The following is a 23,001-nucleotide window of genomic DNA, read 5'->3' as shown; positions in this document are numbered from 1 at the left end:
GCGCGTGCCGCGCCCCGCACCGTCTACGGCTGGTCCAGGAGGCTCTTGGCCATGATGTGCTCGCGGCGCACGCCGTCGGGCATCAGGCCGCCGACTTCGCCCGTGTCCCGGAAGCCGTTGCGCAGATACAGGGCCCACGCGGTGGGGTTGCCCTCCGCCACGGCGAGCCGCAGCGTCCGCGCGCCTGCCTGCCGGGCCCACTGCTCGACCTCCTGGACGAGGTGGTCGCCCACGCCCCGGCCGCGTCCGACGGGTGCCACGTACATCGAGATCAGCTCGACCACCCCGTCCTGCTCGGTCGGCATCCCGCTGGCCATCCCGACCGGTTGCCCGTCGAGCATCACCACGACGTTGTACGAGCCGGGGACGGCCAGCCGCCCGCGCCAGCGTTCCTCGCGGTCGCCGTCGCCCTGCCAATCAGCCAGTCGGGCGCCGAAGGCGTACCCGGCCTCGGCGAGCGCGGCGAGCCGCAGTTCCCGCCACACCTTCCAGTCGTCCTCGCCGAGGACGCGCGTTTCGAGCATGCGGAGAGGGTGGCGCAGGCCTGCCGAGCAGGCAACCGGTATCCGGCAACCGTGACGATCGGGTGTTGTCGAATCCCGCCCGAGTCGGGTCTAGCCTGAAGTCGGCAGGCTCAGCCAGGTCGAAGAGGGCACGGACAGTGCCCAGCGGGGAGAAGACATCGTGGAACGTGTGACGGGCATCGGCGGCGTCTTCTTCCGCGCCCACGACCCGGACCGGATCAACCGCTGGTACGCCACCCATCTCGGGGTCGAGCTGGCACCGGAGTCCTACGACGTGTCCTCCTGGTGGCAGAAGCCCGGTCCTACCGTCCTGGCGGCCATGTCGGCGGACTCCGAGCACTTCGGCGGCCCCGAGCACTCCTGGTCGCTCAACTTCCGGGTCGTCGACCTGGACGCGATGGTCGACCAACTGCGCGATGCGGATATCGACGTCGAGGTGGACCCCGAGGAGTACCCGAACGGCAGGTTCGCGAGCCTCAGAGACCCAGAGGGCAACATGATCCAGCTCTGGGAGCCCGCGGGGGCCGACGCCCGTGGGCCCGCCTGACCCCTCGCGGGTGTACCGTCAGGTCGCTGCTGACGGAGCCGGGCGTCCCGCGGCGACATCGGCCCCGGAACGCCTTGTGGAACTGGAGCCCCCGGCCGGGATCGAACCGGCGACATCTCGCTTACAAGGCGAGTGCTCTGGCCAGCTGAGCTACAGGGGCGCGTGCGTCGGGCTCAGCATAGCGACTGAGCCCCGGAATTCCCGCCTCGCAGGGCTCCCGAGCACGGAAAACGTCGGCATCCCGACCGGTACGACCGATGGATCATCGCTCGGCCGCGCTCACAGGTGGGGAGATTGATGCCTCACAGTGCCTTCCTGACCGTTATGCGTATGCCATCCGTCCCACCCGACGTGCCACGTCTTGGCACGATCGCGAAAGCCGTTTACCGTGCAGTGACACGGACGACACTCCGGTCGGCCTCGGCTGCCTGAGCGACGACCCCGTTGGCCGGTGCCTTGGGCGCCGGTCGCTCCTTCACTCGGATCGTCCGGCACGTTCCTGCCGGTGAAAGGAAGCGCTCCATCATGGCTACGGTCACCTACGCGAAGGCGTCCCGGATCTATCCGGGCACCGAGCGCCCCGCCGTCAACCAGCTCGACCTCCAGATCGGCGACGGGGAGTTCCTCGTCCTGGTCGGCCCGTCCGGCTGCGGCAAGTCCACCAGCCTCCGGATGCTCGCCGGCCTGGAGGACGTCGACGACGGCGCGATCTACATCGACGACCGGGACGTCACCCACCTCCCGCCGAAGGCCCGCGACATCGCGATGGTCTTCCAGAACTACGCCCTGTACCCGCACATGACGGTGTACGAGAACATGGCGTTCGCGCTCAAGCTGCGCAAGACCTCGAAGTCGGAGATCGACCGGCGGGTCAAGGAGGCGGCCGGGCTGCTCCAGCTGGAGGAGTTCCTCAGCCGCAAGCCGAAGGCGCTCTCCGGCGGTCAGCGCCAGCGTGTCGCCATGGGTCGCGCGATCGTCCGCGAGCCGCAGGTCTTCCTCATGGACGAGCCGCTGTCGAACCTCGACGCCAAGCTGCGCGTGCAGACCCGTACCCAGATCGCCTCGCTGCAGGCGAAGCTGGGCGTCACCACCGTCTACGTCACCCACGACCAGGTCGAGGCCATGACCATGGGTCACCGGGTGGCGGTCATGCTCGACGGCGTGCTCCAGCAGGTGGACACCCCGCGGGCGCTCTACGACACCCCTTCCAACGTCTTCGTCGCCGGCTTCATGGGCTCCCCGGCCATGAACATCAAGACGGTGAAGCTGACCGAGCAGGGCGGCGCGTTCGCCGAGATGATCGTGCCGCTGACCCGCGAGCAGGTCCAGGCGGCCGGCTCCGAGGGCGGCGACGGCAAGGTCACCGTCGGCTTCCGGCCGGAGGACTGCGACCTGGTCAGCCCGTCCGAGGGCGGCATGCCGGTCGTGGTCGAGCTGGTCGAGGACCTCGGCTCGGACGCCAACGTCTACGGCCACGCCGCGCTGGAGGGCCACAACGAGCGGTTCGTGGTCCGTACCGACCGCCGCAGCATGCCGAACATGGGCGACACCGTGTTCGTCAAGCCGCGTACCGGCCGCAGCCACGTCTTCCACGCCGCCACCGGCCAGCGGATCTGACGTACGCGAGAAAGGGGCGGCCCGCCACGGCGGACCGCCCCTTTTCGTTGCTCTCGATCAGGCCTCGACGGACCGGCGGCGGGCGACCTCGGCGAGCGTGACCGCGGCGGCGACGCTGGCGTTGAGCGACTCCACGTCGGAGACCATCGGGATGCTGACGGTCAGGTCGCAGGTCTCGCCGACCAGGCGGGACAGCCCGCGCCCCTCCGAGCCGACCACCACGACGAGCGGACCGACGGCGGCCTCCAGGTCGTACAGGTCGGTCTGTCCGTCGGCGTCGAGGCCGACCACGACGAAGCCGGCTTCCTTGCACGCCTTGAGCGACCGGGTCAGGTTGGTGACCTGGGCGACGGGCACACGCGCGGCTGCGCCGGCGCTGGTCCGCCAGGCGGTCGCGGTGATCCCGGCGGCACGCCGTTCGGGTACGAAGACACCCTGCGCGCCGAACGCGGCGGCCGACCGGATGACCGCCCCGAGGTTTCGCGGGTCGGTGACGCCGTCCAGCGCGACCAGCAGCGGTGCGGCCTGCTCCAGCGCGGCGGCTACCAGGTCGTCGAACGGCTCGTAGGCGAACGGCGGCACCTGGAGGCCGACGCCCTGGTGCAGCACCCCGCCGGTCATCCGGTCCAGCTCGGCGCGGCTGACCTCGAGGATCGCGATGCCCCGGTCGGCGGCGGTCCGGACGATCTCCTTGACCCGGTCGTCGACGTCGATGCCCTGCGCGGTGTAGAGCGCTGTCGCGGGCACCTGGGTGCGCAGCGACTCCAGCACCGGGTTGCGCCCGACCAGCAGTTCGGGGCTGTCCTTCGCCGGGTTGGCCTTGCGGCCCGGCGCGACCCGGGGACCGCCCCGGCCGCCGGGCTTGCCCTTGCCGCCCTTGAGCGGCACACCGGCCCGGCTGCCCTTGCCCCAGGTGGTGTCCTTGGTGCCGGGCTGGCCGATCTTGGGCGCGCGGCCCTCCTCGGCGGCGGCACGGCGCTCCTTGTCCTGCTTCCAGGCGGTGCGCTGGGGCAGCTTCTCGGTGCCCGAGTACGCCTTGTGCCAGGGCCGCTCGTCGGCGGGCAGCGTGCGACCCCGCCCGGCGAGCGAGTCCTTGTTCTTGCCACCGGTGCCCTTGGGGGCGCCCGCCTTCGGCGTCAGTCGCCGGCCACGGCGCTGCGAGTTGCCGGCCATCAGTCCTGCTCTCCAATAGTCCAACGCGGGCCCTGGGGGGTGTCCTCGACGACCACGCCGGCCTGCTTGAGCTGGTCGCGTACGGCGTCGGCGGCAGCCCAGTCCTTGCGGCTGCGGGCCTGCGCGCGCTGCTCCAGGGCCAGCGCGATCAGGGAGTCCACCACGCCGCGCAGGTCGTCCGTGCGGCCGCCGCCGGTCCAGGCCGGGTCCAGGGGGTCGACGCCGAGGATATCCAGCATCGCCCGGGTGGCGGCCAGCGTCGTGCGGACGGTCACATCGTCCCCGGCGGTGAGCGCGGTGTTGCCGTCGCGGACCACCTCGTGCAGCGCCGCCAGCGCCGCCGACGTGTTGAGGTCGTCGTCCATCGCGGCCACGAACCCGGCCGGCAGGTCGCCGGGCCGGCCCGGGCCGACCCGCTCGGCCGCCCGCTGCACGAAGCCCTCGATCCGCCGGTACGCGACGGCGGCCTCGCGCAGCGCGTCCTCGGAGTAGTCGATGCGGGACCGGTAGTGCGCGGCGACGTAGTAGTAGCGCAACTCCACCGGGCGGACGCCGAGCGCGGCCACGTAGTCGAGGTCGAGCGTGTTGCCGAGCGACTTGCCCATCTTGGTGCCGCCGATGCCGAGCAGGCCGTGGTGCACCCAGTAGCGGGCGAACGGCAGGTCCGCGGCCTGCGACTGGGCGATCTCGTTCTCGTGGTGCGGGAACGTCAGGTCGAGCCCGCCGCCGTGGATGTCGAACTCGGGACCGAGGTAGCGCCAGCACATGGCCGAGCACTCGATGTGCCAGCCCGGCCGGCCGCGGCCCCACGGCGACGGCCAGTAGGCGTCGGCCGGTTCGCCCGGCTTGGCGCCCTTCCAGAGCGCGAAGTCACGCGGGTCGCGCTTGCCCCGGTCGGGGGCGTCGCCGGCGGGCTGCATGTCCGCCGGGGACTGGCCGGACAGCGAGCCGTACGCGGGCCAGGAGGCCACGTCGAAGTAGACGTCGCCGGAGCCGTCGGTGGCCGGGTAGGCGTGACCGGTCTCGATCAGCCGGGCGATCAGCTCGTGCATCTCCGGGACGTGCCCGGTCGCCCGCGGCTCGTACGTCGGCGGGAGCACGTTCAGCGCCCGGTAGGAGGTGGTGAGGATCTGCTCGTTCGCGTACGCGATCGACCAGAACGGCCGGTCCTGCTCCATCGCCTTGGCCAGGACCTTGTCGTCGATGTCGGTCAGGTTGCGGATGAACGTGACCTCGAAGCCCTTGCTGAGCAGCCATCGGCGCAGCACGTCGTAGTTGACGCCGGAGCGAAGGTGACCGATGTGCGGCGGGGCCTGGAGCGTGAGACCACACAGGTAGACCCCCACCTTGCCGGCTTCCCGCGGGACGAAGTCCCGCACCGATCGGGTGGCGGTGTCATACAGGCGTAGCGTCACCTCACAAGGGTAGCCGTCCGCACATTTCCGGGTTGGCCGGAGCCGGGTCGTACGCTGCGTGCTGTGGACACGGCGGCGCGCACGGGAGAGACGGCACAGACCCTGGACCGGGGCCTGCGGCTGCTGCACCTGGTCGCGGACGCGCCGGGCGGGCTCACAGTCACCGAGGCGGCGCACCGGCTGGGCATCGGCCGGGCGGCCGTCTACCGGCTGGTCGGCGCGCTGACCGGCCACGGGATGCTCCGGCGTGACGGCAAGGGCCGCCTGCGCATCGGCGTGGGCGTGCTGCACCTGGCCCGCCGCGCCCAGCCGCTGCTGGCCGAGGGCGCGCTGCCCGCGCTGCGCCGGCTCGCCGAGGGCACCGGGGCGACCGCCCACCTCACGGTGGTCGAGGGCGGCGAGGGGGTGGCGCTCGCGGTGGTCGAGCCGAGCTGGACGTCGTTCCACGTGGCGTACCGGACCGGCACCCGGCACCCGCTGGAACGGGGCGCCGCCGGCCGGGCGGTACTGGCCGGGCGGGCCGGCGATCCGGGGCCGGTGAGTACCAGCGGCGAGCTTCAGTCAGGCGCATACGGGGTGGCGGCGCCGGTGCTCGGTGTGCCCGGGCTGGAGGGGAGCGTCGGGGTGGTGTCGCTGACCCCGCTCGACGTGGCGGACGTCGGCGCCCAGGTCACCGCCGCCGCCGAGGCGGTCGCCGCCGCGCTCTCCTGACCCCGCATGCCCCCACGCCGTCACGCCAGCTCGGCGAAGTGGCTGGGAACCCGCCTTCCTCCACACACCCTCACGCCAGCTCGGCGACGTGGCTGCATCAACGCGGCCCGGATGCCGCCACCTCCCCGAAGTGGAGTCGATCAAGCCAGCTCAAGGCACCGGCGGCCACACGGCCCAGCCCACCCCGGAACCCTCACACCACCAGGCCGAAGTGGCTGGAACCCGCCCTTCTCCACACACCCTCACGCCAGCTCGGCGACGTGGCTGCATCAACGCGGCCCGGATGCCGCCACCTCCCCGAAGTGGAGTGGATCATGCGCTGATCGAGGGCCATAGCACACGGACAGGGGCGGTCGGGGGTTGTCCACAGGGCGCGGCGGGCGGCACGGCCGCGGCTGTCCACAGGGGTACCGATCTCGACCCGTGCGCCGCCACGCTCGTCACATGCCACCTCATCCTCATCGACCATCGGAGTTGGCCTGGCAGGTCTTCCGGGGCTCGGAAGCGATCCGGCGCGGGCTGCTGTCCCGGCACCATCTGCGGGGCGCGTCCTGGATCCGGCTCCGGCAGGACGTCTACGCCGACGCGCGGCTCGACCGCGACCACGCGCTGGCCTGCCGCGCGGCGCTGCTACGCATGCCACCCGGTGCGGCGATCGCCGGCCCTTCGGCGGCCTACCTGCACGGGGTCGAGCACGCCGCCGACTTCACCGACGACGTGCACGTCCTGCTGCCGGCCACGGTCCGGGCCGACTCCCAGCCGGGTGTCCGGGTGCACCACGCCCCGATGTCGAGCACCCGCAGCGGACTCCTGGTCCCCGCCGCCGCAGCCGCGCGAACGAGCCCACCCGCCGGCACGAACCCACGCGCCAGCACGAACCCACACGCAGGCACGAACCCATACGCAGGCACGAGGTCGCCCACCGACACGAAGCCACCCGCAAGCACGAGGTCGCCCGCAAGCACGAGCCCACCCGCAAGCACAAGGTCGCCCGCCGGCACGAAGTCGCGCGCCGGCACGAGGCCGCCCGTCGCGGCGTCGTCCGCGGCGGACCGCCCACCGGGCACACCGGGCCGGACCAGATCGCCGAATCCGGCCGACTCCCGCAGGGCGCCCGGACCGCACGGCCCGGCCACCCCGCCGGCTTCAACCGCCGCATTGAACCCGTTCGCGGGGTCGTACCCCGGCGCGGAAATGATCCTGGCCGGGCCGCCGCCCCGCACCGAGCCGGCCGCCTGTGCCTGGGAGACAGCGGTCTGGGCCGATCCCGTCAAGGCGGTCGGCATCATCGACGGGCTGCTGCGTACCGGTTCGGTGAACCGGTCGGCGCTGGCGAGCGAGGCGGCCCGGAACGCGTGCCGCCCCGGTGGGCGGCGAGCCGCGTGGGTGTTCGGCCTGACCGACGGGCTGGCTCAGTCCCCGCCCGAGTCCCATCTGCGGGTCCGCCTCGTCCTCGCCGGCCTGCCCCGCCCGGTGGCCCAGTATCCGGTGCGTGTGCCGACCGGCCTGATCCTGCACCCCGACCTGGCCTGGCCGGAGTTCCGGGTCGCCGTCGAGTACGACGGTCAGTGGCACTCCGACGCGGACCGGATGCACCTCGACCGGCGGCGGCTCAACCAGCTCGTCTCGGCCGGCTGGCTCGTATTGCACGTGACCGGCCGCCGGCTGCGTAAGGAGTTCCCCGCCCTGGTGCGGGAGATCCGGGCGGCACTGGTGGCCCGGGGGTGGCGGCCGTGACACCGGCCGGAACGCCGAGGTGGCGGCGTCCGGGAACTCCGGACACCGCCACCTCGGGGAAACTGTCGTTACGGTCGAACGTTGGGCTTGACCGGGGTCTTCACCGCGGCGTAGGCGTCGACGATGCCGTAGCCGTAGAAGCCGTTGAAGTTCAGCGAGCCCGCGCAGTACGCGTCGAACTCGGCGTCCCGGCCCTCGTTGGTGTAGCTCTGCAGCCGCGGCTCCGGGCAGGCGTGCTCGGCCGCCGTCCGGTAGAGGTGCTGCTCGACCAGGTTCGGCGCCATGCCGTAGCCGTTGCGGCCCTGCTTCTTGCCGTGCTTGCTCACGATCAGCGCCGCCACGCCCGAGACGTGCGGGGACGCCATCGAGGTGCCCTGGAGGTAGGTGTAGTAGCCACACTCACCCTTGGCGGTGCACTGCTTGAACACCGAGTTCTCGAAGCCGGCGACGATGTCGCCGTTCTCGTCGACCGACCCCTCCTCCTGGAGCACCTTCTTCGGGTACGTGGAGAGGATCATGTTGGCGTCGGTGCGGTACGTGTCGGTGCCGAAGCCGTCCCGGAACCAGCCACCCGGCGCCGCCACCGAGATCTGCTCGGTGCCGTAGTTCGAGTAGTCCGACTTCTTGCCGGACGGGCCGACCGCCGACACGCCGATCACGTGCGGGCCCTCGACCGGCAGGTCCCAGCAGGTCGCGTTGTCGATCGGGCGCGGGTACGGGTCGGCGCCGTAGTCCGGGCTGCTCACGTCGGTGCGCGGCGCGCCCAGGTCCTCGTGGTTGTTGCCGAGCGAGCCGACGAGCGTGACGCCCTTGTGGTGGGCGAAGTTCAGCGCCCGCTTCATCGCCTCGATGACGGTCCGCTGCTCGGCCTGCGCCTCCGGCGAGTCGGCCGGGTTGGCGGTGCAGTTGTAGAGCCACGGGTCGACGTAGAAGGACATGTTCACCACGTCCAGCCCGGAGCGGCCCGCGTGCACCAGGGAGTTCACCACCGGGTTGAGGAAGAAGTAGCCGCTGTCCTGGCCACCCTTCAGCTCGACCAGGGAGACGTTCGGGGCCACGCCGGAGAGGCCGAAGCCGTTCGCGGCGGCGCCGATGGTGCCGGCCACGTGCGTGCCGTGCCCGCCGTCGTCGGTGCCGACCGGGTCGAGGCAGCTCGCCACCTCGCACGGGCCGTCGACCTCGGGGATGTCCGGGGCGAAGTTGCGCGACAGCGCCCAGTTGAAGTTGGGCGCGAGGTCGGGCTGGCTGGCGTCGACGCCGGTGTCCAGGATGCCGACGGTGACCCGGCGGTCGCCCGGCTCGATCTTGCGGGCCTTGTCGGCCCGGATCATGTCCAGGCCCCAGAGCTTGTCGTCGAGCGGGTCCATCTTCTTGCCGTTGTTCCTGGCGGCCTTGCCCTTGGTCGCCGCGGCGGCCAGCAGGTGCTCCTGCTCGACCCGGTCCAGCTTCGGCTTGCGGCCGATCGCCTTCTCCTCGGCGGCGCCGACCAGCGCGCCGGCCGCGGTGGCCCGGCTGGCGAAGTCCGCCCGGTCGCTGGTGACCTGGAACAGGCCGACGTCGTCGGTGCGGGCGACGACCTTGCCACCGGCGGCGGCGATCGCGGCGATCGCGGCGTCGGTGGAGACGCCGCTCTCGGCCAGCACGGTGAAGGTCCGGGTGTCCGACGGCGCGGCGTTCGCCGGGATGCTCAGACCGGTCACCGTGAGTGCCAGCGAGGCCGCAGCCGCGACCGCGCCGACGGTGAAGCGCTTGCTCACCACATCAGATCCTCTCGTTGAGGGACGTGGTGTCATCCCACATCACGGGAGCGGGTTCCGCCAGATCGACGTCCGTTATCGGCGGCAACTAGGCATTCGCGTTCGCCACGGTGGTGAGCACCGTGGACAGTCCGGCGAGCGTGGACACTTCGGCGTCCGGTTCGAGGCCCCGCGGGCGGGGCAGTCCGGCCCGGTTGAGCCAGACGGCACGCAGTCCGGCCCGCTGGGCGGCGGCCACGTCGTGCTCCGGCGAGTCGCCCACGTGGACGATGCGCGCGGCGGGCAGCCCGGACGCCGCCACCACCGCCGTGAAGAACTCCGGCGCCGGTTTCTTGGGCACGCCGCCCTCGTGCGCGTACACCTCGAAGGCGAACTGCCCGGCGAGGCCGCAGCGTTCGGCGCGGCTGTTGCCGTTCGTGGCGAAGCCCAGCACGTGGTGCGGGCGCAGCGCCGCCAGCGCGGGCAGCACGTCCGGGAAGGGGCGGCTCAGCGCGTACCGGCGGGCGAAGAACAACGCCGCGAACTCGTCCAGGTCCGCCTCCAGCCCGGCCCGGGCCAGCGAACGGGCCAGGGCGGCCCGCCGGATCTCCTGCACCGGGGAGGCGCTGAGCGCGCCGAAGACCGCACCCCAGTCCCCCTCCAGGTCCGCGAGCGCCACGGCGGCCGCCGCCGGGGTCCGCCGCCGCATCTCGTCGAGTACGGCGACGAGCGCGCCGGTGACCGCCGGGCGCAGGTCGACGAGTGTCTCGTCGGCGTCGAAGACGACGGCGCCGCGCGGCCCGCTCATCGCTCGCCGGTCAGCACCGGCTCGGCCGGCGCAGTCGCCGAGGTGGACGGTGTGCCCCGCAGTTCGTCCGCCCGGACCAGGGCGACGCCGCCCAGGATGAGCGCCCCGCCGGCCAACTGGATCAGGCTGGGCAGTTCGTCGAGCACCAGCCAGGCGATCAGCACCGCGAACATCACCTCGGTCAGCCCCACGAAGGAGGACAGCCGTGCCCCGAGCAGCCGGGTGCCGGCGACACCGGCGAGGTACGCGACCACGGCGGCGATCAGCGACAGCCCGGCGATCGGCACCAGCCAGCTCACCCGGTGCCCGCCGAAGGTGACGTCGGCGGTGCCGGCCGCGAGCGGCAGCGCTCCGATGCCGCCGAGCAGCAGCAGCGCCACCGCGCCGACGGCCATGCCACCGCTGGCCATCACCACCGAGGGCAGGCCCGCGTCGATCCGCCCGGCGATGACGAAGTATCCGGCCAGCCCGACGCCCGCGCCGAGGCCCCAGAGCACGCCCACCGGGTCGAGTCGTCCGGCGCCGGTGAGGTCGAGGACGAGCCCCAGCCCGCACAGGGCGGTGACCGAACCGGCCACCGTGAGCAGCCGGGGGCGCTGACCGTGGACCAGCCACATCCATCCGACCACGAGCACGATGCCGAGGTATTCCAGCAGGAGCGCCACGCCGACCGGGAGGTAGCGGACCGCGTTGAAGAAGCAGGCCTGCGCCGTGGCCACGCCGAGCAGCCCGAACAGCACCACGCTTCCCGCGTTACGGCGCAGCACTGTCCACCTGCCGCGCAGCGCCAGCACGGCGGGGACGGCGAGCACCAGCGCGGCGATGCCGACCCGGGCGATCACCACGGCGACCGCCGACCACTCGCCGGTGATCAGCGGGCGGGCGAAGGTGCCCGAGGTGGCGAACGTGATCGCGGAGAGCAGTGCCAGGCCGAGCCCGACGCTTGACCGTTCACGCATCGGCATCTCCTGGTCATGAGTCAAGGGAGGTTATGCTGATGACGCTAGGCGTAGCCTCCGACAGGAGTCAAGTTGCTTTTCGCCCATGACACCGAATGCGCGCTGGTCAGCGTCGCCGCACTGGTGAACACCGCCGGCGACGACCGGGAAGGGCTGCCCGACGTGGCCGCCCTGGACGCCTTCTTCACCGCCCACGGGTGGAGCGGCCGGCACGAGCACACCGACGCCGAACTGCGCCAGGTCCGCGCGCTGCGGCCCCGGCTGCGCCGCATCTGGTACGCCGACACCGACGAGGTGGTGACGATCGTCAACACGCTGCTGCGCGAGTCGCACGCGCTGCCGCAGCTCGTCCGGCACGACGACGAGCCGTACCACCTGCACGCCGTGCCGCGGGACGCGCCGCTGGCGACCCGGATGGCGGTCGAGGCCGCGATGGCGATGGCCGACCTGGTCCGGATGGGCGAGCTGAGCCGGCTGCGGCACTGCGACCACCCCGACTGCGACAACGTGCTCGTCGACCTGTCCCGGAACCGGTCCCGCCGGTTCTGCGACGCCGGGTGCGGCAACCGGGCCGCGGTGAGCGCCTACCGGGCCCGCAGGGCCGCCGCGTCCCACTCCTGACGCGTCGCGGGCCAGGCGTCGCGGCGCAGCTCGTACTCCACCTCGCCGTGCTCCGTACCCGGGATCGGGTCGTCGAAGGCCAGGTGGAAGGTGCGGACGTAGCGCAACCCGGCGCGGGCCATGACCGCGCGGGAGCGGTCGTTGACGGCCATCGTCTGGGCCCACACCCGGCGGACGCCGACCGTGTCGAACGCGTGCCGCACCAGCGCCCGCGCGCCCTCGGTGGCCAGCCCGTGTCCCCACGTCGCGCGGCGCAGCCGGTAGCCCAGCTCCGCCTCGCCGCCGTCGTCGGACGGGTCGAGCGAGTGCCAGCCGAGGAACTCTCCGGTGAACCGGTCGAGCGTCGCCCAGCGGCCGAGCCCGGGATGCCGGGCGTACTGCGCGAGCACCCGGGGCAGCACCTCGTCCCGGTACGTCCCGGCCTGGGTCGGCGCGCCACCCGTCAGGAAGCGCATGACCTCCGGATCGGCGTCCAGCGCCACCAGCCGATCCACGTCGTCCATCGTGAACCGGCGCAGCGTCAGCCGCGCGGTCTCCAGCAACACGCCGCCGTCGTCACGCACGGTCGGATCATGCCGCGCCCACTGTGACGGGTCGAGGCAATTACCGGCGCCGACTCAGGGGTGGGTCATCCGGAGCAGGTCCAGGGCCTCGTCCAGCTGGGTCTCGGTGAGCGTGCCCGAGTCGACGTGCCCCCGGGCGATCACCACCTCGCGGATGGACACCTGCTTGGCCAGCGCCTCCTTGGCGATCGAGGCGGCCTCGTCGTACCCGAGGTGGCGGTTGAGCGGGGTGACGATCGACGGTGAGCCCTCCGCGTACGCCAGGCAGACCTCGGCGTCAGCGACCAGGCCGGCCACCAGCCGCTCGGCGAACAGGCGGCTGGACGCGGCGATCAGCTTGATCGACTCCAGCAGGTTGCGGCCCATCACCGGGAGCATCACGTTCAGCTCGAAGTCGCCCTGCGACCCGGCGAAGGCCACCGCGGCGTCGTTGCCGATCACCTGGGCGCAGACCTGCCGCATCGCCTCGGCCACCACCGGGTTCACCTTGCCCGGCATGATCGACGACCCCGGCTGGAGGTCGGGGATGCGCAGCTCACGCAGCCCGGCGCGAGGGCCGGAGCCCATCCAGCGCACGTCGTTGGCGATCTTGTAGAGGCCGACCGCGATGGTACGGAGCTGGCCGGACGTCTCCACCAGCGCGTCCCGGGCGCCCTGCGCCTCGAAGTGGTTGCGCGCCTCGGTCAGCGGCAGCCCGGTCGACTCCCGCAGCTTGCCGATCACCCGGTCGGCGAAGCCCAGCGGCGTGTTGATGCCGGTGCCCACAGCGGTGCCGCCCAGCGGCAGCTCGGCCAGCCGGGGCAGCGCCGACTCCAGCCGCTCGACGCCGTAGCGCACCTGCGCGGCATACCCGCCGAACTCCTGCCCGAGCGTGACCGGCGTGGCGTCCATGAGGTGGGTACGCCCGGCCTTGACCACCGTATCGAACTCGGCCGCCTTCTCCTCCAGCGCGCCCGCGAGCTGCTTCAGCGACGGGATCAGATCCTCCACCACGAACTGGGTGGCGGCCAGGTGGATCGAGGTGGGGAAGACGTCGTTGCTGGACTGCGACGCGTTGACGTGGTCGTTCGGATGCACGTCACGGCCCAGCTCGCGGCTCGCCAGGGTGGCGATCACCTCGTTGGTGTTCATGTTGGACGACGTGCCGGAACCGGTCTGGAACACGTCCACCGGGAACTGGTCGTCGTAGCCGCCCTCGGCCACGTGCGCGGCGGCGGTGGCGATCGCCTGCGCCACGTCCGCCTCGATCACCCCCAGCTCACCGTTCACCAGGGCCGCCGCCCCCTTGATCTGCGCCAGGGCCTTGATCTGGGCCGGTTCCAGCCCGCGCCCCGAGATCGGGAAGTTCTGCACCGCGCGCTGGGTCTGCGCCCGCCACAGCGCCTCGGCGGGCACCTCCACCTCGCCCATCGAGTCGCGTTCGATCCGGTAGCCGGTCGCCTCTGGAGTCGTCACGCGTTCCATCCTGCCGCGCCACCGGTCGGTGTGCAGGGAAAGTGGCGCGGCCCTCAGCCCAGCTCGGCGAGCAGCCTCTCGGTCTCCCGCCGGTCCGGCGACTCGACCTGGCGGAACAGCGCCAGCGCCCGCCAGGCGTACCGGCGGGCCTGGTCGGGGTCGGTGTGACGCAGGCAGCGGGCCATGCCGTCGAGCGCGCAGGCCTGCTCGTAACGGGCGCTGAGCCGGGTGGCGTCGGTGAGCACCCGGCGGTGCAGGTCCAGCGCGCTGGCGACGTCCCCCTGGTCCAGCATCGCCCGGGCCAGCAGGTTCCGGGACGCACACTGCCCGCCCAGGTCCCCGGCGTCGTTCATCGCCATCAAGGCCTCCCGATGCAGCCCGGCGGCCTGCTCCGGCCGGCCCTCCTCGCGCTCCATCATGCCCAGCTCGTTGAGCAGCTCGCCCTCGCCGTAGCGGTTGCCGATCTTGCGCTTCAACGTCAGACCGGTACGCAGGAGCCGCCGGGCCGGTCCACGCTCGCCGCGCCGGTGCCGGACCATGCCCAGGTGGCCGACGGCGTTGCCGAGCTGACGCGGGTCGCCGACCTGCCGGGCGAGCGCCAGATGGTGGCGGCACTTCCGCAGGGCCTCGTCGTACCGCCCGGACCACATCAGGCAGAGCGAGAGGTTGTTCAGCATGTTGGTCAGCGCGAACGGATCGTCCAGCCGGCGGGCGAGCGCGGCCGACGCGTCGTACATCTCGATGGCCTGCCTGTGGTGCCCGTCCACCGCGTAGGCCGTGCCGAGGTTGTCGAGCGCCTTCCGCAGCTCGACCGGCCGGTCGAGCCGCCGGTAGATGCCGACCACCACCTCCATCCGCCGGATCACCTCGGCGAAGCGCGCCCGGCGGTAGTCGGCCGACGCGAGATAGTTGTGCATCGTCGCCACGGCCTCGTCGTCGCCCAGACGCTCGGCGGCCCGCAGGCCGATCTGGTGCGTCTCGATCAGGTCGTCGAGGTGGCCGCCGTAGAAGTTGACGGTCCAGCCCACCCGGGCCAGCTGCCAGCTCTGCCGGAGGAAACCCTCGGCCTCCGCCAACCGGACCAACGCGGTCAGCGTCGACCGGTTCTCCTCCAGCCACGGCCGGCCGAGAACGACGGTGGCCGCCACCAGGTCGGGCCGTACCGGCTCCGATCGGGCGAAAATGCCGTGCGGAGCGGTCTGCTCCAGAGTCAGCGCGATGGCGGCGGCGACGTGCAGGTGATGATCGAGCAGCCGGGCGATCGCCGCCCGTCGCTCGTCGCCGGTCTCGCGTTCCGCCCCGAGCGTGTGGGCGTACTCCCGGATGAGGTCGTGCAACCGGTACCGGCCGGGTTCCACCTCCTCGACGAGGTGCGCGTCGACCAGTTCGTCGAGTGCGTCCTGCGCCTCCGACAGCGGCAGCTCCGCGAGCACGGCCGCCACCCGGTTGTCGATGCGGCTGCCCGGGTGGAGTCCGAGCAGCCGGAACACCCGCTGCACCACCGGCGGCACCTGCTCGTACGACAGCGCGAAGGCACGCGCGACCGAGCGCTCCCCGACGGTCAGCTCCGCCAGGGGATCGGCCGCCCCGGCCAGGCGTTCGGCCAGGTCGGCCATCCGCCACCGCGGCCGGTGCGCGAGCCGCGCCCCGGCCAGCCGCAGCGCGAGCGGAAGGTGTCCGCAACGGCGCGCCACCTCCGCCGCCGCCTCCGGCTCGGCGTCGACCCGTTCCGCGCCGGCCACCCGGGCCAGCAGCTCGACCGCCTCGTCGGCATCGAGTACCGGCAGGGAGGTGGGCCGCCCCGCGTCCACGCCGACCAGCCTGCGGCGGCTGGTGATCAGCACGGTGCAGTCCCGCCCGTTGGGCAGCAGCGGGACGACCTGCGCGGCGTCCGCGGCGTTGTCGAGCACCACCACGGCCCGCCGGTCGGCCAGTTCGGAACGCCACATCGCCAGCCGGCCCGCCAGGTCGGCCGGAACCCGCTCGGCCGGCACACCGAGCTGCTGGAGCAGGATGGCCGCCGCAGCGGCAGTGCTCAGCGGGCTGCGGTCGCTGTGCCCGTGCAGGTCGACGAAGAGCTGCGCGTCGGGGAACCGGTCGACGAGCGCGCTCGCCACCTGAACGGCCAGTGTGGTCTTGCCGCTGCCGGCCATACCGTCCAGGAGCTGGACCCGGCTTCCCTCCTCGGCGACCTCCTTGACCAGCCGGGCCACGGTCTGCTGGCGCCCGGTGAAGTCGCTGATCGCCCGGGGCAGCGCCCGGACCGGCGCGGTGACCCGGCTCTCCGGCACGCCCAGCACCAGGTCGCCGCCGAGCACCCGCTGGTGCAACTCCTGCAACGCCGCGCCGGGCTCGATGCCCAGCTCCTCGGCGTAGATCCGGCGGCCCTCCCGGTAGACGGCGAGCGCGTCCGCCTGCCGGCCGACCGCCGAGAGAGCCAGCATCAGCTGCCCTCGCAGCCGTTCCCGCAGCGGGTTGTGCTCGACCGCCTCGGTCAGCTCGTCGACCAGTTCGGTCCCCCGGCGCAGCCGCAACTCGACGTCGACGCAGTCCTCCAGCACGGCGAGCCGCTGCTCGTCGAGCGCCTGGGCCCGCAGTCGCACCAGCCGGGCCGGGATACCGGCGAGCGCCGGACCGCGCCACAGCGCCAGCGCCGCCCGGTAGTGACGGCGGGCCTCGGCAAACCGGCCGACGGCGGCCTCGGCGCGGGCCGTCTCCACGGCGCGGGCGAACATGTCGGCGTCGAGGTCGTCCGGCTCGATCCGGATGCCGTAGCCCGCCGGGTCGGTGACGATGGTCCCGGCCGGCAGCCCGAGCGCCGCGAACCGCTGCCGCAGTCGCGACACACAGATCTGGAGCTGGGTCCGCGCGGTCGCCGGGGGACGCTCCTCCCAGACGGCGTCGACCAGATCCTCCACCGGCACCACCCGGCCGGGGCGCAGCAACAGCATGGCGAGCACGGTGCGATCCCGGCCCGCGGTGACGGTGGCTTCGCCGCCGCCGACCCGCAAGGGCCCCAAGATCCCGAATCGCATCCGCGCCCCCGCCTGCCGCCATGCAACTTCCAGCAGCGTAGCCCGGCGGTCACCGAGCGGCGCGGCGAGGCGATAGCGATCCGATAGCGACGGCGCACAGACTCGTCAGCGGTTGTCGGTGACGACATCCGACGGGGGCGGTGCGCCTGTCCGGCCACCCTGCCGGGCAGGCGCACCGATGTCGATGCATGACGAACACGCCGAGGGGCGCCCGGACCATCCCGGACGCCCCTCGTGTACGTCTGCCGTCAGCGCCGGCCGACGGTGAGGACCGGCTTGGTGACCTCGGCGAAGAAGTCGTTGCCCTTGTCGTCGACGACGATGAAGGCGGGGAAGTCCTCCACCTCGATCTTCCAGACCGCTTCCATGCCCAGCTCGGCGTACTCGAGCACCTCGACGTGCTTGATGCAGTCCTGCGCGAGGCGGGCGGCCGGGCCGCCGATCGAGCCGAGGTAGAAGCCGCCGTGGGTCTGGCAGGAGCGGGTGACCTGGGCGGACCGGTTGCCCTTCGCGAGCATCACCATCGAGCCGCCGGCCGCCTGGAACTTCTCCACGTACGCGTCCATCCGGCCCGCCGTGGTGGGACCGAACGAGCCGGAGGCGTAGCCCTCGGGGGTCTTCGCCGGGCCGGCGTAGTAGACCGCGTGGTCGCGGAGGTATTGCGGCATCGGCTCGCCCGCGTCCAGCCGCTCGGCGATCTTCGCGTGCGCGATGTCCCGGGCCACGACGAGCGGGCCGGTCAGGGACAGCCGGGTCTTCACCGGGTACTTCGACAGCTCGGCCCGGATCTCGTCCATCGGCCGGTTCAGGTCGACGCGGACTACCTCCTCGGTCTCCAGCGTCTCGTCGGTGACGTCGGGCAGGTAGCGCGCCGGGTCGGTTTCGAGGCGCTCCAGCCAGACGCCCGACGGGGTGATCTTCGCCACCGCCTGCCGGTCGGCCGAGCAGGAGACCGCGATCGCCACCGGGCAGGAGGCGCCGTGCCGGGGCAGCCGGACCACCCGTACGTCGTGGCAGAAGTAGCGCCCGCCGAACTGAGCGCCGATGCCGAAGTTGCGGGTCAGCTCCAGCACCTCGGCCTCCAGCTCCAGGTCACGGAAGCCGTGCGCGCTCATCGAGCCCTCGGTGGGCAGCGCGTCGAGGTACTTCGCGGAGGCGTACTTCGCGGTCTTCAGCGCGTACTCGGCGGAGGTGCCGCCGATGACGATCGCCAGGTGGTAGGGCGGGCAGGCCGCGGTGCCGATGAGCCGCAGCTTCTCCTCCAGGAACTGCATCATCCGCGTGGGGTTCAGCAGCGCCTTGGTCTCCTGGTAGAGGTAGGACTTGTTGGCCGAGCCGCCACCCTTGGCCATGAAGAGGAACTTGTACGCGTCAGCGTGGCCGTCCGGGTCCTCGGCGTACAGCTCCACCTGGGCGGGCAGGTTGCTGCCGGTGTTCCGCTCGTCCCACATGGTCAGCGGGGCGAGCTGCGAGTAGCGCAGGTTCAGCCGGGTGTACGCCTGGTAGACGCCGCGCGAGATCGCCTCCGCGTCGGTGCCGTCGGTGAGCACGTGCCGGCCACGCTTGCCCATCACGATCGCGGTGCCGGTGTCCTGGCACATCGGCAACACGCCGCCGGCCGCGATGTTGGCGTTGCGCAGCAGGTCGAGCGCGACGAAGCGGTCGTTCGGCGAGGCCGCCGGATCGTCGATGATCGCGCGGAGCTGAGCCAGGTGGGCCGGGCGCAGGAAGTGGGCGATGTCGTGCATCGCCTCGGCCGTCAGCGCGGTCAGCGCGCCCGGATCCACTGTGAGGAACCGGCGGCCCCCGGGGCCGTTGACGACGTCCACGCCCTCGTCGGTGACCAGGCGGTATTCGGTCTGGTCGGGACCGGTCGGCAGCAGGGGTGCGTACGAGAAGGCGGCGGCACTGCTCATGACCGAAAAGCCTAGGGCAGAGCTGTCGATCGGTGGCACCCGCAGGTCGGTCCTGGGACGACGCTCTCACCCGCTGTCACTTGCCGTCGGCGCAGAGTTCCCGTTTCGGTCCGCAACTTCCCTGGTCGCCCGGTGGGCGCCAGCTGCCTCCGGGGTTCGGCGCCACCGGCGCGCCGTCCTGGCCCGGCCCCGGCGCCTCGGACGTGCCGGCGCCCCAGCGGACGTACCCGATCTCCCGCCCCTCGCCGATGATCATGCCGTTCGGGCCGACCGCCAGCGCGTTCGCCGAGGTACGGAGCTCGACCAGCACCCGGCCCTCCCGCGGCTCGACCGCGATCAGCCGCGACGGCTTCTCCTCGCTGATCACCGCCGCGTACGGGGTGAGCGCCGCACCGCTCTTGCCGCCCGCCGGCCGGGTCCAGCGGGTCCGGTCGGCCGACAGTTCCCGCCCGAGCAGCGAGCCCTTGTCGGCGCTGCGCACCACGGCGTACCGGTCGTCCACGGCGAGCAGCTTCTCGCCGTCCGCGCCGACCTGGAGCAGCCGGCCGTCGTACCCGTCGAGCACCGCCTCACGCCCGTCCGGGGCGACCCCGATGATCACGTTGCGCCCGCCCTGCGGATCCTCCCGCTGCACGCAGCCGGCGTAGTCGGCGGTGCGCAGGTTGATCCCGGTACGCCGCCACACCTGCTGACCGGTGGCCGGGTCCACGGCGGTCACGGCGTAGTAGCAGCTCCCGTCGCGGGAGGTGGCCGCGATCCGCAGCAGCCGGCCGCCGACCACCGCGAGCCGCTCCTCGCGGCCGGGCTGGACGTTCTGGAGCACCCGGCCGGTGGCGGTGTCCACCACGTGCACCCGCCCGTCGACCGGGAAGCCGAGCAGCGGCGGGACGGACTCCGGCCCGGCCACCCCGCCGTCGATCCGGGTGGCGCCGAGCCGCCGGGTGCCCAGTAGTTCCGGGTTGTCGGCGAGCACGCCGCTGTGCACGCCGGGCAGGAACGCGCTCCACAGCGGAGCGGTGCCGCGCGGCTCCCAGGCGCGCAGCGTGCAGTCGGTGGCCTGCACGCAGTACGCGTCCAGCAGCAGGTTCCGGTAGGTCCAGACGGCGATCGCGCGGTCGTCGCGGCGGCGGGTCACGCCGCTGACCGGGTCGAGCACCTCGTACCCTTTGTCGAGCAGCCGGCCCACGGCGACGACCGACTCCCGGCCGCTGCCCGCGACCGCCGACCAGTCGGCCTTGCGCTCCCACAACTGGCCGCCGTCGGCGAGGTTGCGCGCCTCGATGCGGGTGCGCTGCTCGACGATCACTGTGTCGCCGGCGATGGTGACGCTGCGCGGCGTGCCGCCGACGCGCTGCTGCCAGACCACGTCCGGCTCGGAGATCGGCTTGCTGCGGTCGACCCAGTCCCACAGCGCCGGGAACGGGTTCCAGACGCCTGTCGCGGCGAGTACGACCACGGTGACGAGCCCGAGCAGCAACCAGCCGCGTACCCCTAGGCCCTTCACACCGCACACGGTAGCGACGATCGCCGGTCCCCCGGGCCGCGTGCGGTGCGTGTCGCGGCGCTTCTTGGGCGGTCCGGGGTGTTAATAAGGGGCCCTTCCACCTCCGAAGGCGTTAACAGGGGGCCCTTCCTTACCCGCGGGCGGCGGAGCGGACCAGCGGCAACGTCCGGTACGGGATCTGCTCGGCCAGCGCGATGATGGTGGATGCGCGCCGGATGCCCTCCGAGGCGACGATCTGGTCGATGACCCGCTGGAGGTCGGTGTTCGACCGGGCGACGATCCGGCAGAGCAGGTCGCTGGAGCCGGTGATGGTGTGCGCCTCCAGCACCTCGGGGATCGCGGCCAGGTGCGCGGTGACCTGGTCGTGGCCGTGCCGCTGGCTGATCTCCAGGGTGACGAAGCTGGTCACCCCGAAGCCGATCGCGGCGGGGGTGATGTCCGGCCCGAACCCGGTCACCACGCCCCGGCCGACGAGCTTGTCGAGCCGGGCCTGGACCGTGCCGCGGGCCACGCCGAGGCGGCGGGAGCACTCCAGCACGCCGATCCGGGGCTCCTCCGCGAGCAGTTCGATCAAGCGAGCGTCCAGCTCGTCGAGCTGTACATCCTGACCAGTGTTCATGGTGTCTCACCGTACCGAATGCACAACCTGACCAGGAATAACGTCAACTGTTGCCCAACTCACTGCGGTCCGTAGATCCTCGCCGGAAGAGCACATCCACGGCGGCCCACGAGGCCGGCCGGTACGCGAGGGAGGCCACCATGACCCAGGCGATCGACCGACCCCAGTCGACCGAGGAGGTCGACGTCGACGCTCTCGTCGGCGCAGTCGACCACGACATCACCCGCGACCCGTTCCCGGTCAAGGGCATGGACCACGTCCACTTCCTGGTGGGCAACGCCAAGCAGGCCGCGCACTACTACTCCACCGCGTTCGGCATGACGTGCGTGGCGTACCGGGGGCCGGAGCAGGGCTACCGCGACCACGCGCAGTACGTGCTGACCAGCGGTTCGGCCCGCTTCGTGCTGACCGGCGCGGTCCGCCCGGACGCCGACGGCGCCGAGCACGTGGCGAAGCACAGCGACGGCGTCTCCGACATCGCGCTGGAGGTGCCGGACGTGGACGCCGCGTACGCGCACGCCGTGGCGCAGGGCGCGACCGGCCTGGTCGAGCCGCACGACGTCAGCGACGAGCACGGCACCGTCCGGATGGCGTCCATCGCCGCGTACGGCGACACCCGGCACAGCCTGGTCGACAGGTCCCGCTACACCGGCCCGTTCCTGCCCGGCTTCGTCGCTCGCGGCCCGATCGTGGACCGGCAGCCGATGATCGACGCCGGCATCCAGCCGAAGCGGTTCTTCCAGGCGGTCGACCACGTCGTCGGCAACGTGGAGCTGGGCCGGATGGACGAGTGGGTCGAGTTCTACAAGCGCGTCATGGGCTTCTCGAACATGGCGGAGTTCATCGGCGACGACATCGCCACCGACTACTCGGCGCTGATGAGCAAGGTCGTCGCCAACGGCACCCGCAAGGTGAAGTTCCCGCTCAACGAGCCGGCCGTGGCCCGCAAGAAGTCGCAGATCGACGAGTACCTGGAGTTCTACCAGGGCCCCGGCGCCCAGCACATCGCCGTGGCCACGAACGACATCCTGGCCAGCGTGGACGCCATGCGCGCCGCGGGCGTCGAGTTCCTGGACACCCCGGACTCGTACTACGAGGACCCGGAGCTGCGCGCCCGCATCGGCAACGTCCGGGTGCCGATCGAGGAGCTTCAGTCCCGCAAGATCCTGGTCGACCGGGACGAGGACGGCTACCTGCTCCAGATCTTCACCAAGCCGGTGCAGGACCGCCCCACCGTCTTCTTCGAGCTGATCGAGCGGCACGGCTCGCTCGGCTTCGGCAAGGGCAACTTCAAGGCCCTGTTCGAGGCGATCGAGCGCGAGCAGGAGAAGCGCGGGAACCTGTAACACTGTCCGCGTGACCCAGCCTCCTCCGAACCCGATGCCGCCGCCCGCCGGACATCCAGCCGCGGGCGGCGGCTTCGCGCCGCCCGGCGGACCGGCGGTGCCCGCGCAGCACGTTCCCCCGGGGTACGCCGGCCCGCCCGGCTACCCGCCGCCCGGTTTCCCCCCACCCGGGTACGCCCCGGCGCCCGTCCCGCCCCCGGTGGCGCCGAACGGGCAGCCGCTGGCGGGCTTCGGCGACCGGTTGCTCGCCTACCTGATCGACACCGCCGTCGCCATGGCGGTGACGATGGCGCTGTTCGTGCCGGTGTTCTTCCTCGTCTTCTTCCGGATGATCGACGAGATCGAGCAGGCCGGCCCGAACGGTCCCGACGCGGTCGAGGTCTGGACGAGCGTGTTCCTGCCGCTGCTCGCCGCCGAGCTCGGGGTCCTGCTGCTGATGCTCGCCTTCTACTGGGTCTACCACGTCGAGTACGCCCGCCGGACCGGGCAGACGCTCGGCAAGAAGGTGATGAAGCTGCGGATCGTGCCGGTGCAGCCGGACGCCGCGCTGACCCGGGGCATGCTCGGCAAGCGCTGGGCCGTCGAGTTCGCCGGCGGGATGTTCGTGCCGTTCCTCAGCTACCTCGACGGTTTCTGGCAACTGTGGGACAAGCCCTGGCAGCAGTGCCTCCACGACAAGTTCGCCGGTACGGTCGTCGTTAAGGTTGGCCCGTGA

Annotated in this window: 19 protein-coding genes and 1 tRNA gene; 7 read left to right on the top strand and 13 right to left on the bottom strand. The window is 72.3% G+C overall.

What is annotated here, in order from left to right; genetic code table 11:
- Positions 1-23 precede the first annotated feature (23 nt).
- Positions 24-524 carry a GNAT family N-acetyltransferase gene (locus FB455_RS14305; protein ID WP_013288903.1) on the bottom strand — a complete coding sequence of 167 codons (501 nt, stop codon included), beginning with the start codon at positions 522-524 and terminating at the stop codon, positions 24-26.
- 160 nt (positions 525-684) lie between these two features.
- Here FB455_RS14305 and FB455_RS14300 point away from each other — a divergent pair, with 160 nt between their 5' ends.
- Positions 685-1,071 (top strand): VOC family protein, encoded by a 387-nt coding sequence (locus FB455_RS14300; RefSeq protein ID WP_013288904.1) that lies wholly within the window; start codon positions 685-687, stop codon positions 1,069-1,071.
- A gap of 83 nt (positions 1,072-1,154) precedes the next feature.
- Here FB455_RS14300 and FB455_RS14295 read toward each other — a convergent pair.
- A tRNA-Thr gene (locus FB455_RS14295) sits at positions 1,155-1,231 on the bottom strand.
- A 365-nt stretch (positions 1,232-1,596) separates the two neighbouring features.
- Between FB455_RS14295 and FB455_RS14290 the strand changes: the two genes are divergently transcribed.
- A complete protein-coding gene (locus tag FB455_RS14290) occupies positions 1,597-2,688 on the top strand; it encodes an ABC transporter ATP-binding protein (RefSeq protein ID WP_013288905.1) in 1,092 nt (363 codons plus the stop codon).
- A gap of 57 nt (positions 2,689-2,745) precedes the next feature.
- Here the strand turns inward: FB455_RS14290 and rlmB are convergent, their stop codons facing one another.
- Positions 2,746-3,861 carry a 23S rRNA (guanosine(2251)-2'-O)-methyltransferase RlmB gene (gene rlmB / locus FB455_RS14285; protein WP_013288906.1) on the bottom strand — a complete coding sequence of 372 codons (1,116 nt, stop codon included), beginning with the start codon at positions 3,859-3,861 and terminating at the stop codon, positions 2,746-2,748.
- Positions 3,861-5,276: a cysteine--tRNA ligase gene (cysS, locus tag FB455_RS14280; protein ID WP_013288907.1), complete on the bottom strand. Its 1,416-nt coding sequence runs from the start codon at positions 5,274-5,276 to the stop codon at positions 3,861-3,863. The genes rlmB and cysS overlap by 1 nt, the downstream gene beginning before the upstream one ends.
- A 63-nt stretch (positions 5,277-5,339) precedes the next feature.
- On the opposite strand from cysS, the gene FB455_RS14275 reads away from it, so the two are divergent.
- Both FB455_RS14275 and FB455_RS34765 read left to right on the top strand, forming a co-directional pair.
- Positions 5,340-5,987, top strand: a complete 648-nt coding sequence (locus FB455_RS14275) for an IclR family transcriptional regulator (protein WP_030272059.1) — start codon at positions 5,340-5,342, stop codon at positions 5,985-5,987.
- A 1,158-nt stretch (positions 5,988-7,145) separates the two neighbouring features.
- Positions 7,146-7,724 (top strand): endonuclease domain-containing protein, encoded by a 579-nt coding sequence (locus FB455_RS34765; protein WP_232236697.1) that lies wholly within the window; start codon positions 7,146-7,148, stop codon positions 7,722-7,724.
- Between the two features lie 68 nt (positions 7,725-7,792).
- On the opposite strand, the gene FB455_RS14265 is transcribed toward FB455_RS34765, so the two are convergent.
- From FB455_RS14265 to FB455_RS14255, 3 genes are all read right to left on the bottom strand, one after another.
- Entirely contained in the window at positions 7,793-9,481 is a 1,689-nt protein-coding gene (locus tag FB455_RS14265) for a S8 family serine peptidase (protein ID WP_030272055.1), read from the bottom strand.
- Between the two features lie 88 nt (positions 9,482-9,569).
- Positions 9,570-10,268 (bottom strand): HAD family hydrolase, encoded by a 699-nt coding sequence (locus FB455_RS14260; RefSeq protein ID WP_030272053.1) that lies wholly within the window; start codon positions 10,266-10,268, stop codon positions 9,570-9,572.
- Entirely contained in the window at positions 10,265-11,227 is a 963-nt protein-coding gene (locus tag FB455_RS14255; protein ID WP_091332117.1) for an EamA family transporter, read from the bottom strand. The genes FB455_RS14260 and FB455_RS14255 overlap by 4 nt, the downstream gene beginning before the upstream one ends.
- 72 nt (positions 11,228-11,299) lie before the next feature.
- On the opposite strand from FB455_RS14255, the gene FB455_RS14250 reads away from it, so the two are divergent.
- Entirely contained in the window at positions 11,300-11,848 is a 549-nt protein-coding gene (locus tag FB455_RS14250; protein WP_013288914.1) for a CGNR zinc finger domain-containing protein, read from the top strand.
- Here FB455_RS14250 and FB455_RS14245 read toward each other — a convergent pair.
- The 6 genes from FB455_RS14245 to FB455_RS14220 form a co-directional block, all read right to left on the bottom strand.
- A complete protein-coding gene (locus FB455_RS14245) occupies positions 11,812-12,411 on the bottom strand; it encodes a GNAT family N-acetyltransferase (RefSeq protein WP_013288915.1) in 600 nt (199 codons plus the stop codon). The genes FB455_RS14250 and FB455_RS14245 overlap by 37 nt on opposite strands.
- A gap of 54 nt (positions 12,412-12,465) precedes the next feature.
- Positions 12,466-13,866, bottom strand: a complete 1,401-nt coding sequence (locus tag FB455_RS14240) for a class II fumarate hydratase (protein ID WP_145753656.1) — start codon at positions 13,864-13,866, stop codon at positions 12,466-12,468.
- A 53-nt stretch (positions 13,867-13,919) separates the two neighbouring features.
- Entirely contained in the window at positions 13,920-16,901 is a 2,982-nt protein-coding gene (locus FB455_RS14235; RefSeq protein WP_145753654.1) for a BTAD domain-containing putative transcriptional regulator, read from the bottom strand.
- 248 nt (positions 16,902-17,149) lie between these two features.
- Entirely contained in the window at positions 17,150-18,817 is a 1,668-nt protein-coding gene (locus FB455_RS14230) for a fumarate hydratase (protein WP_145753651.1), read from the bottom strand.
- A gap of 76 nt (positions 18,818-18,893) precedes the next feature.
- Complete coding sequence (locus tag FB455_RS14225) at positions 18,894-20,330, bottom strand: outer membrane protein assembly factor BamB family protein (protein ID WP_013288919.1); 1,437 nt, start codon at positions 20,328-20,330, stop codon at positions 18,894-18,896.
- A 121-nt stretch (positions 20,331-20,451) separates the two neighbouring features.
- Positions 20,452-20,940, bottom strand: a complete 489-nt coding sequence (locus FB455_RS14220; protein WP_013288920.1) for an Lrp/AsnC family transcriptional regulator — start codon at positions 20,938-20,940, stop codon at positions 20,452-20,454.
- A gap of 140 nt (positions 20,941-21,080) precedes the next feature.
- On the opposite strand from FB455_RS14220, the gene hppD reads away from it, so the two are divergent.
- Positions 21,081-22,286 (top strand): 4-hydroxyphenylpyruvate dioxygenase, encoded by a 1,206-nt coding sequence (gene hppD, locus FB455_RS14215; protein ID WP_071097563.1) that lies wholly within the window; start codon positions 21,081-21,083, stop codon positions 22,284-22,286.
- Between the two features lie 10 nt (positions 22,287-22,296).
- The gene (locus FB455_RS14210; RefSeq protein ID WP_236619412.1) at positions 22,297-23,001 is read left to right on the top strand and encodes an RDD family protein; all 705 of its coding nucleotides are present in this window, start codon (positions 22,297-22,299) and stop codon (positions 22,999-23,001) included.

This window comes from Micromonospora sp. CNZ296, assembly GCF_007827635.1.
Note: the sequence above shows the minus strand (reverse complement) of the source record. Positions and strands in the feature narration are given on the sequence as shown.

Excerpts from the sequence above, each read along its gene's own strand:
- FB455_RS14260 (WP_030272053.1), bottom strand. The coding sequence starts at position 10,268 with ATGAGCGGGCCGCGCGGCGCCGTCGTCTTCGACGCCGACGAGACACTC.
- rlmB (WP_013288906.1), bottom strand. The coding sequence starts at position 3,861 with ATGGCCGGCAACTCGCAGCGCCGTGGCCGGCGACTGACGCCGAAGGCG.
- FB455_RS14220 (WP_013288920.1), bottom strand. The coding sequence starts at position 20,940 with ATGAACACTGGTCAGGATGTACAGCTCGACGAGCTGGACGCTCGCTTG.
- FB455_RS14235 (WP_145753654.1), bottom strand. The coding sequence starts at position 16,901 with ATGCGATTCGGGATCTTGGGGCCCTTGCGGGTCGGCGGCGGCGAAGCC.
- hppD (WP_071097563.1), top strand. The coding sequence starts at position 21,081 with ATGACCCAGGCGATCGACCGACCCCAGTCGACCGAGGAGGTCGACGTC.
- FB455_RS14255 (WP_091332117.1), bottom strand. The coding sequence starts at position 11,227 with ATGCGTGAACGGTCAAGCGTCGGGCTCGGCCTGGCACTGCTCTCCGCG.
- FB455_RS14305 (WP_013288903.1), bottom strand. The coding sequence starts at position 524 with ATGCTCGAAACGCGCGTCCTCGGCGAGGACGACTGGAAGGTGTGGCGG.
- FB455_RS14230 (WP_145753651.1), bottom strand. The coding sequence starts at position 18,817 with ATGAGCAGTGCCGCCGCCTTCTCGTACGCACCCCTGCTGCCGACCGGT.
- FB455_RS14290 (WP_013288905.1), top strand. The coding sequence starts at position 1,597 with ATGGCTACGGTCACCTACGCGAAGGCGTCCCGGATCTATCCGGGCACC.